Source organism: Larkinella sp. (assembly GCF_965227735.1).
Classification (GTDB): Bacteria; Bacteroidota; Bacteroidia; order Cytophagales; family Spirosomataceae; genus Larkinella.
In genome coordinates this window covers 7,685,916-7,700,776 of record NZ_OZ245776.1, presented here as the reverse complement: position 1 = coordinate 7,700,776, position 14,861 = coordinate 7,685,916, and the positions used below count along the sequence as shown (strand labels likewise).

At 49.9% G+C, this 14,861-nt stretch carries 10 protein-coding genes and 1 riboswitch; of the genes, 2 read left to right on the top strand and 8 right to left on the bottom strand.

The genetic code is table 11. From position 1 onward, the window contains the following. Positions 1-19 precede the first annotated feature (19 nt). A riboswitch (cobalamin riboswitch) is annotated at positions 20-223 on the bottom strand. Between the two features lie 25 nt (positions 224-248). Together ACO064_RS30560 and ACO064_RS30555 are read right to left on the bottom strand one after the other, a co-directional pair. Next, a complete protein-coding gene (locus ACO064_RS30560; protein WP_421830949.1) occupies positions 249-653 on the bottom strand; it encodes a helix-turn-helix transcriptional regulator in 405 nt (134 codons plus the stop codon). 192 nt (positions 654-845) lie between these two features. Next, complete coding sequence (locus ACO064_RS30555) at positions 846-1,664, bottom strand: 2,3,4,5-tetrahydropyridine-2,6-dicarboxylate N-succinyltransferase (protein WP_421830948.1); 819 nt, start codon at positions 1,662-1,664, stop codon at positions 846-848. 1,119 nt (positions 1,665-2,783) lie between these two features. Here ACO064_RS30555 and gap point away from each other — a divergent pair. Next, the gene (gene gap / locus ACO064_RS30550) at positions 2,784-3,773 is read left to right on the top strand and encodes a type I glyceraldehyde-3-phosphate dehydrogenase (protein WP_421830947.1); all 990 of its coding nucleotides are present in this window, start codon (positions 2,784-2,786) and stop codon (positions 3,771-3,773) included. Between the two features lie 30 nt (positions 3,774-3,803). On the opposite strand, the gene trmB is transcribed toward gap, so the two are convergent. The 6 genes from trmB to ACO064_RS30520 form a co-directional block, all read right to left on the bottom strand. Further along, the gene (gene trmB, locus ACO064_RS30545; RefSeq protein ID WP_421830946.1) at positions 3,804-4,466 is read right to left on the bottom strand and encodes a tRNA (guanosine(46)-N7)-methyltransferase TrmB; all 663 of its coding nucleotides are present in this window, start codon (positions 4,464-4,466) and stop codon (positions 3,804-3,806) included. Beyond that, complete coding sequence (locus tag ACO064_RS30540; RefSeq protein ID WP_421830945.1) at positions 4,463-5,755, bottom strand: bifunctional folylpolyglutamate synthase/dihydrofolate synthase; 1,293 nt, start codon at positions 5,753-5,755, stop codon at positions 4,463-4,465. The genes trmB and ACO064_RS30540 overlap by 4 nt, the downstream gene beginning before the upstream one ends. Before the next feature lie 6 nt (positions 5,756-5,761). Then, entirely contained in the window at positions 5,762-6,697 is a 936-nt protein-coding gene (locus tag ACO064_RS30535) for a hypothetical protein (RefSeq protein ID WP_421830944.1), read from the bottom strand. A 280-nt stretch (positions 6,698-6,977) separates the two neighbouring features. Next, positions 6,978-8,060, bottom strand: a complete 1,083-nt coding sequence (locus ACO064_RS30530; protein WP_421830943.1) for an SPOR domain-containing protein — start codon at positions 8,058-8,060, stop codon at positions 6,978-6,980. Positions 8,061-8,082: 22 nt separating this feature from the next. Beyond that, entirely contained in the window at positions 8,083-9,786 is a 1,704-nt protein-coding gene (locus ACO064_RS30525; protein WP_421830942.1) for a TonB-dependent receptor, read from the bottom strand. A gap of 79 nt (positions 9,787-9,865) precedes the next feature. Then, positions 9,866-12,901 (bottom strand): tetratricopeptide repeat protein, encoded by a 3,036-nt coding sequence (locus tag ACO064_RS30520; RefSeq protein WP_421830941.1) that lies wholly within the window; start codon positions 12,899-12,901, stop codon positions 9,866-9,868. Positions 12,902-13,006: 105 nt separating this feature from the next. Between ACO064_RS30520 and ACO064_RS30515 the strand changes: the two genes are divergently transcribed. Beyond that, the gene (locus tag ACO064_RS30515) at positions 13,007-14,860 is read left to right on the top strand and encodes a M61 family metallopeptidase (RefSeq protein WP_421830940.1); all 1,854 of its coding nucleotides are present in this window, start codon (positions 13,007-13,009) and stop codon (positions 14,858-14,860) included. The last annotated feature ends 1 nt before the right edge of the window (position 14,861 follow it).

Below are 14,861 nucleotides of genomic sequence, written 5' to 3'. Positions count from 1 at the left end.
CTTTTCACCCGAAAGAAACTGAGCATCGTTGTTTTAGGCAGGTCTCCTGGCTCACCCACTGATTTCGGCCTTCCCATCCGAACGAAAGCGGACAGTGGCAAGAAGAGGAAATCAGTTCGTACGGGTTTACAGTTGCGGGGACAGCATCGGTTTTGCACCGACTTCCCTATTAAGCCAACCCTGCCCAAAATCGGCAGGCGGCACCTAATGCGACAAAGGTAGCAGGTTGTGGAGGATTCTCCAATTATTTATGACGGCGCGTACTCCCGGAAGGTGCCGTCGGTGTAGAAAATCAGAATTCGCTCTATGGTTTTTTCTTCTTTATTTTTCGCTACAGACGATTGTGGCGGGGCAGTATAAGGCGGTTTTTCGTCTACAATTTCGGGTTGCGGGCTGGGCTTGCGCGAAATGGCTGGCATGGCGACCGGACGAGGATTTACATTTGTTAAGGGTTGATCTTCTTCCAGTATCCAATCGTAACCTAGCTCGGGAAACCGGCGAATGATCTTCTGGATGATGTCGAAGCTGGGGCGGTTGCGTCCCGAGAGGATGTGAGAGATGCTCGACCGTTGAACCCCGATTTCATCAGCGAAATAAGAAGGGGTTAAGTTCTTGTCCTTCAGTACCTGTTTAATTTTGTCATTTACATTCATGGCGGTATGTTTTTTACAAAAGTAATCAGTTTACAACGCATAGCAACACAAATGTAAATCAATATTTGTTAATAATGTAAATAGTACAAATGTTAATAGTTTACAAATAGAAAAAGCCAACGTTACTGATGTAAAATTGGCTTTTGTGAATTTAGATAGAAGGAGACTGCTCGTTTACAGATGTATCACGGTTTAAACCGTTACATTGTTTGTGCGCAGCGCGTCGTTAAGCGACGTTTTCAAATCCGTCGATTCCTTGCGCAGACCGATGATCAGCGCGCAGGGAACCTGGTAGACACCGGCTGCAAATTCTTTAGCAATAGTACCCGGGATGACGACGGAATTGTCGGGGACATAGCCCCGGTGTTCGACCGGTGTTGAACCGGTGACGTCGATAATTTTGGAACTGCCGGTGATGGTGACACCGGCCCCCAGGACGGCTCTTTTGCCAATGTGTGCGCCTTCCACGACGATGCAGCGGGAGCCGATGAAGGCGCCGTCTTCCACAATAACGGGCGACGCCTGGGGTGGTTCCAGCACCCCGCCGATGCCTACTCCCCCACTGAGGTGAACGTCCTTTCCGATCTGTGCACAACTGCCCACCGTAGCCCACGTATCGACCATGGTTCGCTCATCGACGTAAGCACCGACATTTACATAAGACGGCATTAGAATCGCTCCTGGTGCAATGTAGGAACCATAGCGGGCAACGGCTGGTGGAACGACCCGGACACCGCGACTTTTGTAGTCGGTCTTCAGCGGAATTTTGTCGTGAAATTCAAAAATGCCGACTTCCTCAGTCTTCATCGTCTGGGAAACAAAATACAGTAAGATCGCTTTTTTGACCCATTCGTTCACGATCCACTTCCCTCCTTCACCACCCGGTTCGGCCACGCGCAGACGACCACCGTCCAGTTCGGCAATCACGTTTCTGATGGTTTCCAGGGTTACTGAATCGGTCAGTAAAGAACGGTCGGACCAGCAATCTTCAATTACTTTTGTGTACTCCATAATTCAAAAATTTGTTTATAGGGATTATTCACTTTGGTTATTATAACTGCTTGATTTTGATCATACTTAAACGATGACATCTAAAATCATTCTCATCGGTTTTTTACTATTTTATATATGCAGTATTGTGAGATAATGACCGATAGGGATCGCGTTTGTTACCGGCAATAAACAGGTACCGAGAGTGACAATCTTTGAGTGAGTGTCAGGCTGAATCTGTATGTTACCAAATAAATATAATACAATTATATTATACAAATACACTGTAGAAAAAGAGTATTGCCGGTTCTTTGAAAGGATGATAAAAAGGCCATTATGAATCGACTTTAAACCATAGTGGTTCTGAAGTACGCTGGTGAAGAATTGGCCTAACCGTACATAATGTTTACTGATACAGGTTGAGATTACCTGAACGGTATGCAGGCCAGGGCGAATGATTTGATTGATTGACGGCTTGATCACGCCGGGTTCAGCCGATGTTATTTTCCGGATTGCGTTTGTCCAATGCAAGCTGTGTGGTTTTAATAAACCGCAATCGATCGGTCTAAAGATAGGCAGGCTGGTGTATAAGTCCGCGATATTAGGGCGGTCAGCATTCTGAGACGTATCGTTTTTTAGGGTAGTCAAGTATGCTAAATTCGAATAAAGAGAATGGGCTCGCTCCTATTTTAAACCTTAGAATGAATGATAGTTTGATAGAAGCAGACTATAAAAATAACCATTTTTAAGCAGGTAATGAATTATTTTATCCGAATATTCAGAGTTCATTTTGGCAGGTAAATGAAGATTGCTATAACAGCATCGAATGGATAAGAAGGGCAATATTGAACGGTAATACATTAGTAAAAACAAGTAAGATATACTATTAAAATTAGTAAATTGCCAATAAATCGTTAGCATTTTACTAAATATAATGTCAATATGTGTCATTAATATTAGCTCCTAATGCGTATAATACTAAAATATATGGTTTTTTATTTTACTAAACAATTCATTTTACCTCCATCAGACATGCCGGTCCTCAAGTGATTTTATGACTTTCCCTTTCAAACTTACCTTTACGTTTCAATTTGTAATACTATCTTTGTACCCGTTCTTGTTAACTAATTAAAACACACAATGGGCAAAATCAAAGTCGCCATCAATGGGTTCGGCCGCATCGGCCGCCTGTCTTTTAGAAGACTCCTCGAAAAAGAAAATGTTGAAATTGTTGCGATCAATGACTTGACTGATAATGCAACCCTGGCACATTTACTAAAATACGATTCCATTCATGGTAAATTTCAAGGCACTGTTACCTCCGATAGCGAGAGCCTGACCATCAATGGCGTAAAAATTCACGCGTATGCCGAACGTGATCCCAAAGCACTGCCCTGGGGGACACTCGGTGTTGATGTAGTTCTGGAATCAACCGGTCGTTTTGTCGATGAAGCCGGTGCCGGTCAACATTTGACTGCCGGTGCTAAAAAAGTGGTGATCTCCGCTCCTGCCAAAGGAAATATTCCAACGGTTGTTCTGGGTGTGAACGAAGATACCCTGACAGGAACTGAAACGATCCTTTCCAATGCCTCCTGTACGACGAACTGCCTGGCTCCCATGGCCAAGGTTCTGGACGACGTTTTTGGCATTGAAAAAGGCTATATGACAACCATTCACGCCTATACCGCCGATCAGAATCTTCAGGATGCTCCCCACTCCGACCTGCGCCGGGCCCGGGCGGCCGCTTTGTCGATCGTTCCGACCTCGACGGGTGCTGCCAAAGCCGTTGGTCTGGTGTTGCCGCAATTAAAAGGAAAACTCGATGGCTATGCACTCCGGGTACCCATCCCCGACGGTTCAGTAACGGATCTGACCGCCATTTTGAAACGCGAAGCCACGAAAGAAGAAATCAACGCAGCCATGAAAGCCGCGGCTGAAGGTCCGCTGAAAGGAATTCTGGAATATTGCGAAGATGAAATCGTTTCAACCGATATCGTTGGAAACCCAAGCTCGTGTATCTTCGATTCGAAACTGACTTCCGCCAACGGAACGCTGGTGAAAATCGTCGGCTGGTACGACAATGAATTTGGCTACTCAAGCCGAGTTACCGACCTGATTGCTAAATTGTAATATAAAAGGATTTGGCACCCAAAAGGCGGGTTAATAGCCCGCCTTTTTGCATTTTAAGTATTTTATCGAAAACCCCTTTCGGGTAAAAATCTCTTCGTATTTCGTCTTGATGCCGAGGTGCAGGTTGTTCATTTCGGAGGCATACAGATCGCGGGTCGAGACGAGATCATCGAAACCGTTCTGACTCAGGCTATCGATGCTGAAATCGAAAAAGTCATCGTGATCGGTTTTCAAATGAAGCAAACCACCATCGATCAGAATCTCGCGATATAGCTTCAAAAAACGCGCGTCCGTCGAGCGGTTTTTCAATTGACTCACCCTCGGCTGCGGATCCGGAAAAGTAATCCAGATTTCGTTCACCTCATCTTTTCCGAAAAAGTCCTGAATCCGGTAAATATCCGTCCGCAAAAAAGCGACGTTGGTCAATCCGGTTTCCAGCGCGACCAGACTCCCCTGCGCGATCCGGTCGCCCTTCCGGTCGATACCGATAAAATTCAGGTGCGGATAATGCCGGGCCAGGCCAATCGTGTATTCTCCTCTCCCACAGCCGATTTCAATCACGATCGGATTGGCATTCCGAAAATACCGCTCACGCCAATGCCCCTTGATGGTGTCAAATAACTCTTTTCCCGGCTCCAGAACATTCTCACTGACGCGATTGTGTTCAAAACGGGAAAGCTTCTTTCTACTCACGCTTCCAATTGGTTTAATTCTGCAACAACGTACGTGCTTCCGGTCACCAGGATACAATCCGCCGGGTTGGCACGGTTTTTAGCGGCTTCCAGCGCCTGATTCACATCCGGGAACACCTCACCCCCAAATCCCTCCGCACGAAACGCTTCCGCCAGCAACTCCGTATCCAGCGCCCGGGGAATGTGGGGCTGACAAAAGTAATACCTCGCTCCTTTCGGAAACAAACGAATCACTTTCGACAGATCCTTGTCTTTCACAAAACCAACCACCAGATGCAATTGCTGATACGAAACCGTTTCCAGCGACTCCAGCACACTCAGGATACCGGGTTCATTATGGGCCGTATCACAGATCACGGTGGGATTTTGCTGTAACACCTGCCAGCGTCCTTTCAAACCGGTCAGCTCAATGACTTTGGCAAAACCATTCTGAACCGCCGATTGAGAAAAATCGAACTCATTTTTCAATACGTCAAGGGTCGCCAGGACACCAGCGGTATTTTTCAGTTGGTATGTCCCCAGTAAACCAACCGTCATTCCGGCGATAAACCCTTTCTGATCCGTTACCGACAATAGACGTCCGTTTTCATGAGCCCCAAAATCGGTTACGGCATACACATCCGAAGCAAATACGATGGGACTTTGACAGGCTCTGGCCCGATCCTCAAAAACCGCCTGGGTTTCGGGATCCCGCTCGCTGATGACCACCGGAACACCCGGCTTGATGATCCCGGATTTTTCGGAGGCAATCTTCTGAAGACTATCCCCCAGAATATCGCTGTGATCCCAACCAATGTTGGTAATGAGCGACACCAGCGGGGTAATGATGTTGGTAGAATCCAGGCGTCCCCCCAACCCTACCTCAATTACGGCCAAATCGACGTTCTGACGCGCGAAGTAGTCGAAAGCCATACCAACGGTTACTTCAAAGAAAGAAGGCTTTAAATCCTCGATAAACGCCTTGTGGGTTTTCACAAAATCCGCGATCTCCGCATCCGGCATGGGAAATCCATCGATGCGGATGCGTTCGGTAAAGGATTTGAGATGGGGAGAGGTATATAAACCGGTTTTGTAGCCCGCCGATTGCAGCACAGCGGCCAGCAAATGCGACGAGCTGCCTTTGCCGTTCGTGCCGCCAACGTGAATGGTTCTGAATTTTTCCTGGGGATTTCCCAGGTACTCGCAGAGTTTGAGAATGTTATCCAGACCCGGTTTGAGGGCCTTCGCTCCGATCCGGTGAAAAACCGGCAACTGCGCATACAAATAATCAATTGCTTCCGAATACGTCATTCGGTACTAGTTTGAGCGGATGTTGATGGTGTAAGTACCCGTAGAGATCGGCGGAGCGGCCGACGCTTTCTGCACAAGTTGCAATTTGTACACCTGTTGTTTGTAAAACTCCGTTACGGTTGGACTGACCCGGGTTTCCTTAACCCGCACAAAAGTAACATCACCCTTGTCATCCACCTTGATTTCAAAGACAATTTTTCCGCTTTCTCCGGAGTTATCCTGAGCAATGCGGTTGGTAGCCAAACGCCAGCCGGCAATGTTCAACGAAACACCGGACCCGGTTCCACCCGGTGTGCCGTAAAACTGCTTGGCGTTGATATTCCCATCCGGATTGCCTTTATCCCCCACACCCGAGGCATCATCTCCGTTGTTGTTCCCTCCGGTTCCGGATGCTTTTCCCACCGTTCCATTCGAACCGCCGGATGAGCCTTTTTTATACAGCGCATTGGCATCCACCTTTTTCGGCTCGGCAACCGGTTCGGCCTTGGGCGGTGCGGGCGTCGGTTTGGGCGTAGTGGCTTCCACTTTTTTGGGTTCGGCCTTTTCAGGAACCGTCACCGGGCTTTCAATCTTGCTGGCGATATCCGGTTTTTCCGTAACGACTTTGCTCGGTTTGGCGTCTACAATTTTAGGAACGGGCGAAACCGGTGTTTTCTCCACCCGCGAGGTGGTTGTCACTTTCGGATTCGGCTTGTCCTCCTCCTTCTTAACATCTTCCGTATTTTTGGAATCGCTGGCTTTGTTATACGTCTGAATGTTGCCACTACCCACCAGATCAGTACCGAAGTTCACCTCCACATATTCGATCGGCGGAGGATCCGGAACCGACTGCCACAGCCTGATGTAGAGCAGCAGGAAAAACAACAGGGCACAAACGGCGAACGATCCGGCCAAAGCCGTTACCCGGTATTCATTCTCATTTTCCAGTACGACGCGACTCATGGATGCAGGTGTTTAGCCAATTAACGGAACTACCGGTGGACTCTATTGTTCAACACCGGCAAAATTAAAACGATTTCGTGAATTGTTGGGTTCACCGGAAGCAAAAAGGCAGCCGATGGCTGCCTTTTTGCTGGTTTATCTAGTTTATAAGGTATAATTCTGATACACTTGCTTTTTACCCCTAAATCCCCTAGAGGGGACTTTGCGCATCCGGAGTAACCCGTGTCCAAGTCCCCTCTAAGGGATTTAGGGGCAAAAGCCAAAGTCCTAATGGTTCAATTCACTCAATTTTGCAAACCCAGGCACTCGCGCCGGACAAGCGGCTCACTTTGTCGAGCGAAGCCAGCACCTCGGTTTTATCATTCGACCCGATGGCCGCTACTTTGATCAGTTCTTTCTTTTTCGAATGCGGCAAAATATACGCCGTTTCAAAACCCTCCCGACGCAACCGTCGCATCAGCCGTTTCGCATTCTGAACGCTGGCAAAACTCCCCGCGATGGCCAGGTAATAGGTTTCGGTTTTCTTTGGCTCCAGCACCGCGGGCGCAATCGTTTCGGCCACCACGGCGGGCTTCACCGGTTCAACCACCGGAACCGCTACCGGACTCGAAACCGGGATAACAACGGGCCCGGCTTTTTCCGTTTCAGTCGGTGCCGCTGGGGTTTCCGCAACCGTTACCGGAGCGTCATCCTCATCACTCACAAACAATTCGAAAGGATTTAGGCTACTCAGCACCTGCGAGGGTGTTTTTTTCACGGTCACGATACCGAGCGAGCAGATCAGCAAAACCGCTGCAGCCCAGGCCAGGTATTGCCGGCGACTTCTCGCTACGGGCATTTCCAGCTCTTTGCTTTCAGCCTGAACTTCTTCCGCTTCTACCAAAACCGGAGCTTCCGGTACAAATGTAGACAGCGCAAGCGGTTTTTCTTCTTCCTCGACGGCCGTCACCATACGGGCCGCAATGGGCTGAAAACCGTAGGATTCGCCTTGAAAATTATGACGAATTTCGGGATCGAACTGCAGCTTACCCTCCTCGTTTTCCGAGAACAACCCCAACCCTTCTATCGTAAAAATGCGTTCCTGACGCACTTCCTGCTTCAGTTCGTCGACAAACTGCCGGATCGCCTGAAACACCTCATCGCGGGTTGATCCCTCGTGAAGCATCATGTAGTTGATCAGCAGGCCATCGTCCAGCTTTAAAGCTTCGTTGAACGCGATTTTCTTCCGGGGAGGCAGATACGTTCCGGTGTTTTCCACAAACGTGGCCGGAATATAGTGCAGAATAAAACCGCCCAGTTCGGGAACAACGAGGCAATCATACTGAAACAACAGTTTTTTGAGATACTCCGATACAGGAACCATACGCTTTTCGGTTAAGGCGGTGTCAGAAGCTATACGACAATCCTCCGAGAAAGTTAAGGCCTTGTTGCGGATAATACAAATACCGCTGATAATTAGAACCTATAATGTTATTTAACGAAACAAACGCTGAAACCTGTTTTCCCAGGAAATAGTCAATTTTCAGGTTCAAATCCCAGATTGGTTTAAGGGTAACAATCTGATTGGTAACGAAATTTTTGCCCTTCATCCCCTGATAATGGTACAAGTCGGCCGTGATAAATAATTTTTTATTCACGATAAATGAATTCGACCACGAACCCGAAATCGTTGGCCGGTGCCAGGCCGCTTCCATCCGGCTCAGGCTGTAGTCATAGAAGTCGGCCCGCAGCGTCGACCGGAATATTTCCTTGTAGGTATACCCCACCTGACCTGAAACCGTCAGGACATGGGACCGGTCGCCGTCATAGACCACAAAGAACTGCGAAGTGTCGGGCCAGGTGTTGTTGAAACCGTAGAAGTTCCTGTAGCGGGCATACGATACTTTTCCTTCGTAGGAAATACCGCTTCCCAGTTCGCCCTTGCTTCCACCGTACAGATCCCAGGTTTTCTCGGTGTTTGCCAGCACCGTCTGCGGAGCCAGCCAGCGGTTTTCGCCCAGAAAAGTCCGTAACGTATTCCGGTTGATGTCGCCGTCGACGCCCGCAAAAAAGTGAATATTCCCAGCCGGAACCACATCGAGATCTAAAACCGGAAATGCCCGCGTCCGATTGATACTCTGGCGTTTATCCGATTCGTTAACAGCGTTAACCCCGAACGTAACCGTCAACAACGAATTAGAATATTTGAAGGTGGGCTTCACCCGGAACAAATTCCGGTTATCGACCGGCCCGTCGCTCCGTTGGGTGACGTAGGCATCGGCGGCAAAGAGGGCTACGAACTGATCCGAGATCCCCACCGATCCTTTCAGGTTGGTTCCCCAGTCGAGCTCGGTCGCTTCATAATTATCGGCCAGGTTTACGATCCCGGTTTTCAGCGAGTAGTCGATGTTCCGATCCGGGTCAACGTTTTCGATGCCAATCCGGAACTGCGTTGTGGTCAATTTCTGCCGAATGGTTTGCCGGTCGATTTCCTGCGGGCGACGATACCCGTAGAAATAAAACGCTTCCCGGTCATAGCCCAGGTTGGCCGAAATTTTGAAGGCATCCGTCTGGTAGTTTCCGTTCAGCTTCAGGCGGTTTTCCGAGGTAGCCGAGTTTTTGCCATCCACCGGCCCCATGCCCGACGATAAATGCTTGAACGAACCATCGACGGCGATGTTTTCCATCACCTGACCGCTGCCGAACGCTTCACCGTAGAACGAGCTGTAGTTTCCCGCGCCCAGTTTCACGTAATTGTTGAAGAGTTCCTGCTGCTCGGATTGGGCCGCCGGAATGGGCAAGGCCGAGGGCGAGAGTTTCGGGTCGCCCACCGACAGCGACCGGTCGTTGAATTCGTAGGTGAGTTTACGCTGCTCGGTAGACGGTTTAATGGACGGTATTTTATTGAAAAGGCGGTTGGCGGCCGGCATTTCAATCTTGCGGTTTTTCTCAATGGTAATCTCCTGATCATCCACCTCGCCTTCCCGGGCGGGTGGCGTGGTGGGGCGCGGGGTCTGTTGCGCCAATGCATCGACCGAAGTGAGCAGCAAACTGCCCGTAACGATCAAAAGCAATCTAAGATGGTCGATGGATGATTTTGGTAAGAACATGCAGGTATGCTGTTTGAATCGCTGTGATTCGGATGTCTGTTAGTTGAATGAATAAAGCCGGTCCGGTTTCAAATACCGATCAGTTTTTGCTGTCGATGGCGGCTAGTTTTTGCTTGGCCTCCGCAACAATTTCCTGATTTTCAGCATTTTCAATAATGGAGTTCAGCACGGCTTTGGCCTGGGCAATCTCGTTTTGCGCCACGTTGTTGTCGGCAACCAGAATGAAACCTTTGCCCTTCCAGTAGTCATACTGCGCAAAATCGGAGTTGAACCGCAACAAGGCGTCGATGGATTCCTTGTGCTTTTTGGTCCGGTACAGAATATCGGCGATCCAGTAATTGGCTTCGGCTCCCTGCTCGTCTTTGGCCAGGGCAATGGTTTTATCAAACTCGGTGGTCGCCTGTCTGAAATCCCCTTTGGCATAGGCCACTTTCCCAAGCATTAACTGCGCCCGGTTTTGCGCCCCCGGCACCACATTCCCCATCGACAACACTTCGCGGGCCGAAACCAGCGTCGAGTCGTAATTGCCCGTTGCGTAATAGGTATCCATCAGGCCCAAAACCGCCTGCGACTGTTCGTTCTTGCTTTTCGACTGCGCCAACACCGTGCGGTAGTTCCGAATGGCGCGCGGGTAATTCTTCTGCTGACGTTCGACATCAGCGGCACGGGCAGCCGCGCGGGTCACAAAATCCGATTTGTTATCGCTGATGACCAGGTAATAATACCGCAGCGCATTTGGCAAATCGCCCGACCGGAAATACGAATCCGCCAGGTAATACCGGGCTTCATACACCAGCGGGCTTCCCGGATTGTCGTCGATAAAACCGAGTAAAGTCGTTACCGCCTGCGGGTATTTCTCATTGAAATATAGGCTCTTAGCATTTTCATACTCAACCTTTTGTACATCCGTACTGCCGGGATTACTTTTCTTGTAACTGGACAGGGTGCTGCTGAATTCATCCGCCCGACCGGCATCACTCAGGGCGTTCTGCAAACCGAGCAATGCACCCGGTGCCGACGGACTTCCGCCAAACTGATCCAGAATTCGTTTGTAATCCTGAATCGCCGGTTCGTAAACCTGGAGGTTCGTATTGGCGGTAGCCCGCTTCAGGAGGGCCGCCGGAATCAGGTAGCTTTTCGGTTTGTCATTGATCAACCGGCTGAATCCGCGGATGGACTGCTGGTAAGCGCCTTTCTCAAAGTCCACGTTTGCCATTTGAAACAAGGCATCATCCGCATACCGCGAATTGGGGAATTGAGTCAGTACTTTTTCAAACTGCGCTTTGGCTTCCACATCCCGTTCCATGAATGCCAGAATCAGACCCTTCTGGAAGGTGGCATAATCCCGGTCAATGCGACCCTGCGCGATGGCATTGTCGTAAAACCGCATCGCTTCGTTATAGTTCTTGGTCGCAAAATAGCTGTCGGCCACCCGAACCGTCGCATCTTCCAGCGCCTGTTTGTCGGAACTCCCGGATTTGGTAATGAAATCCCGAAAATAGGTAATGGCCTGCGGATAGTTCTTTTTATTGTAGGATGCGTAACCGAGGGCGTACAAACTCTTGCCCTGCAAATCACCCGAAACATTCCCGGAACGCATGGCCTGCTGGTACAGCGGAATAGCCTCATCGTATTTGCGCAAAGCCGAGAAGGTTTCCGCTTTCCAGAACAGGGCGTTATTCCGCAGATCCGAATCGACGGGGTATTTCAGGGATTTATCAAAATTGGCAATCGCCTGGTCGTAGCGTTCCGCGTTGAAATCCGTCACCGCCTGGTTATAGGTGATGCGTTGGTACGACGCGTTGATCCGTGGAGTCCGCCTTTTCAGGCCTTCGATGTACGAAATGGCAGCCGCATTGTTATTGGAAGAGAAATACGCTTCGCTAAGCAGTTCGTTCGATTCGTTTTCAAACTTGCTGTCGGGATACCGTTTCAGAAAATCCGTAAATTCTTTTACAGCATCGCCCCCATTGTTCAGATCAAGCTGGAGTTTGGCGTGATTAAAGGCCGATTCCTCCTGAATGGGTTTGTTGAAATTCAGCCGGGCCGACTGATCGAAGGCGTTCAGGGCAAAACTCGGATTGGCGGTTTGCAGGTAACTGATCCCCAATCGGTAGGCCGAATACTGGGCAATCGTATCTTTTCCCGCCGATACATTTTTCAAAGCCGCAATGGCCCCGGTGTAATCACCGGTTTTGAACAACGCGTCGCCATACCGGAACTGAACTGCCGGGGGAACGCTGCGGCCCTTGATGTTGCTGTATTGCTTATAATACGGAATGGCTTTGGCAAAATCGCCTTTTTTGTACAGGACTTCAGCCGTGAACAGCGCCACCTCGGCCAGTTGAGCCGCGTTGCCCCGGTTCCGTTGCAGCAACGGCTGGGCATACGCCAGCAAATCATCATACCGACCGGCTTTGTACATTGACTGCACAATCCAGTTCGGAATTTCGTTTTGATAGGTTGGATTCTGTTCAATCCGCTTGAAATCGGCAATGGCCGCGGTATAGTTGCCTTGCCGGAAATTGATGACACCGGCGTAATACGAGGCCGACGCTGCCTGTGCCAGACCGGGGTCCTGTTTGATCTGGTTCAGCAAGGGCAATGCCGCCCGCAAATCCTGCTTCGAATAATAGGCCATCGCCAGCAGATACTTGCTTTCGGCCTGTCCGTTTGCATTCTGGCTTTGCTTGATGGCTTTTTCCAGAAACGTGATTGCCCGGTCGTAGTCGCCTTTGTCGAAATAATATTTTCCCAGATCGCCGTACAAAAGCCCGGCTTTCGGATGTTCGCGGTGGGTTTTCACAAACCGGTCCACCTGAACTTCCGCTTCCGGAATGTCGAGATACAGGCCCGTCAGCGCAATGTAGTATTCCGCCGAAACCGCATTCTGGTCACTGATGTTGGTAATGGGCTTTTTGCGATCCAGGTATTGCTGAAATTCCTGGCGCGCAGCCGCGTAATTATTTTTTTCAAACCACTCCAGCCCGTTCCTGAACAGGACGTCGGGTTCGGTGTAACTGAGGGTTCGTTGGGCGGTTGCCGGAATCGCCAGCACCGAGCAGGTCAATAAAACCGATAAGTGGAATGCCTTTCCAAACGGGGTCGGACGCATACGTTGGGGTTAAACAGATTTTATTTATCGTAGTTACGTTATTACTTTTGTCAGTCGTAAGAACGGGTTTCTACCATCTGAAAACGAAAGTACACGCATTTCCGTATGAAAAAAAATCATTGGCTTTTCTTTTTACTCTGCCTGCCGGCTTTCGTCCACGCGGCTTTTCCGGCACCGGAAGTTCCTTCCATACCCCCGCTCGCAACGCTTCCCGCGATTACCTATACCCTGTCGATGCCCGAACCGCAAACCCATTATTTTGAAGTGGAAATGCAGGTAAGCGGAGCTTCAACTGAATCCAAAACGGGTTCTAAGGACTACATCGACGTAAAAATGCCGGTTTGGACACCCGGTTCTTACCTGATTCGGGAGTATGCCAAAAATGTGGAAGGGTTTCGGGCCTCGGTGGGTGACAAACCGGTGCGCTCCGAGAAAATCCGGAAAAATACCTGGCGCATCTATTCCACGGCCAGCCCGCTTACGATTCGCTACAAAGTCTACGCCTACGAACTTAGCGTACGGACCAGTTTTATTGACGCATCCCACGGGTATCTGAATGGTGCGAGCATCTTCCTCTACATCGATCACCTGCGAAACCAGCCCCACCGGCTCCGGATTCAGCCATACCATGACTGGAAAAAAATCAACACCGGTCTGGCCAGCGTCACCGGACAACCCAACACCTACGAAGCCGCCGATTATGATGTGCTGGTCGACAGCCCCATTGAAATCGGAAACCAGCATACGTTTTCGTTCACGGCAGCCGGTGTTCCCCACACGGTGGCGGTATACGGCGAGAAACTGTATGACGAAACCCGGCTGGCCGACGATATGAAACGGGTTTGTGAAGAAGCCTTCAAGGTCATTGGCGAACATCCCTGCAAGGACTACACCTTTATCATCCACCAGACGCCCACCGGCGGGGGCGGTTTGGAACATGCCAACTCCACGACCCTGCAAATTACCCGCAACGCGTTTTTGAACGGTCAGCTTTACCAGAATCTGTTGAGTCTGGTTGCCCACGAATACTTTCACCTCTGGAACGTCAAGCGCATTCGCCCCAAGGCCCTCGGCCCGTTCGATTACGAAAATGAAAATTACACCCATCTGCTGTGGGTTTCGGAGGGCATCACGACGTTTTACCAGTCCATGATTCTGAAACGGAGCGGTTTTCTGACGTCGGAAGCCTACCTGCGTTCCGTGGGCAGTGAAATCTCCGGCATCGAGAATTTACCCGGAAACGAGGTGCAATCGGTGACCGAAGCCAGTCTCGATGCCTGGATCAAGCTGTATCGGCCCAATGAAAATTCGATGAACAGCACCATTTCGTACTACAGCAAAGGCAGTGTACTCGGCAGTTTGCTGAACCTGGCGATCGTATCGAACACCAATGGCCAGAAAAACCTCGACGATGTGATGCGCCTGTTATATTCGACTTATTACAAAAAGCTGAAACGCGGGTTTACGGATGCCGAATTTCAGCAGGCCGTCGAACAGGTTGCGGGCCGCAAAATGGAAGATTTCTTTCAGAAATACGTGTTCGGAACCGAAAAAATCGATTACAATGCGTTTCTGAATCCGGTGGGGCTGAACCTGGTGGACGCCAGCGCCAGCAAACAGGACGCCTACCTGGGTGCGATGACGAAATATGCCGATGGCAAACTGACGGTTTCCGCCGTTCGTCGCGATTCACCCGCCTGGATCAGTGGGTTGAATGTTAATGACGAAATTCTGTCGATCGACAACCGACGGGTCAACAACGATCTGGAAAAAATACTGGACACCTATCATCCCGACCAAACCATTCAGGTGCTGGTGAATCGGGGTGGTGAACTAAAAACCGTATCCGCCAAACTGACGGGAAATCCGCTGGCCGCTTTTCGGATCGAGCCGGTTGCGAATCCGACGGACGGGCAGCGGGCATTGTACAAAAAATGGCTTTCGGTAACGAGCATTTAGT

What these genes read in the sequence shown, in the direction of transcription:
- ACO064_RS30530 (WP_421830943.1), bottom strand. Translation starts at nt 8,060, where the DNA reads ATGGTTCCTGTATCGGAGTATCTCAAAAAACTGTTGTTTCAGTATGAT.
- ACO064_RS30540 (WP_421830945.1), bottom strand. Translation starts at nt 5,755, where the DNA reads ATGACGTATTCGGAAGCAATTGATTATTTGTATGCGCAGTTGCCGGTT.
- ACO064_RS30535 (WP_421830944.1), bottom strand. Translation starts at nt 6,697, where the DNA reads ATGAGTCGCGTCGTACTGGAAAATGAGAATGAATACCGGGTAACGGCT.
- ACO064_RS30515 (WP_421830940.1), top strand. Translation starts at nt 13,007, where the DNA reads ATGAAAAAAAATCATTGGCTTTTCTTTTTACTCTGCCTGCCGGCTTTC.
- ACO064_RS30525 (WP_421830942.1), bottom strand. Translation starts at nt 9,786, where the DNA reads ATGTTCTTACCAAAATCATCCATCGACCATCTTAGATTGCTTTTGATC.
- ACO064_RS30520 (WP_421830941.1), bottom strand. Translation starts at nt 12,901, where the DNA reads ATGCGTCCGACCCCGTTTGGAAAGGCATTCCACTTATCGGTTTTATTG.
- gap (WP_421830947.1), top strand. Translation starts at nt 2,784, where the DNA reads ATGGGCAAAATCAAAGTCGCCATCAATGGGTTCGGCCGCATCGGCCGC.
- ACO064_RS30555 (WP_421830948.1), bottom strand. Translation starts at nt 1,664, where the DNA reads ATGGAGTACACAAAAGTAATTGAAGATTGCTGGTCCGACCGTTCTTTA.
- ACO064_RS30560 (WP_421830949.1), bottom strand. Translation starts at nt 653, where the DNA reads ATGAATGTAAATGACAAAATTAAACAGGTACTGAAGGACAAGAACTTA.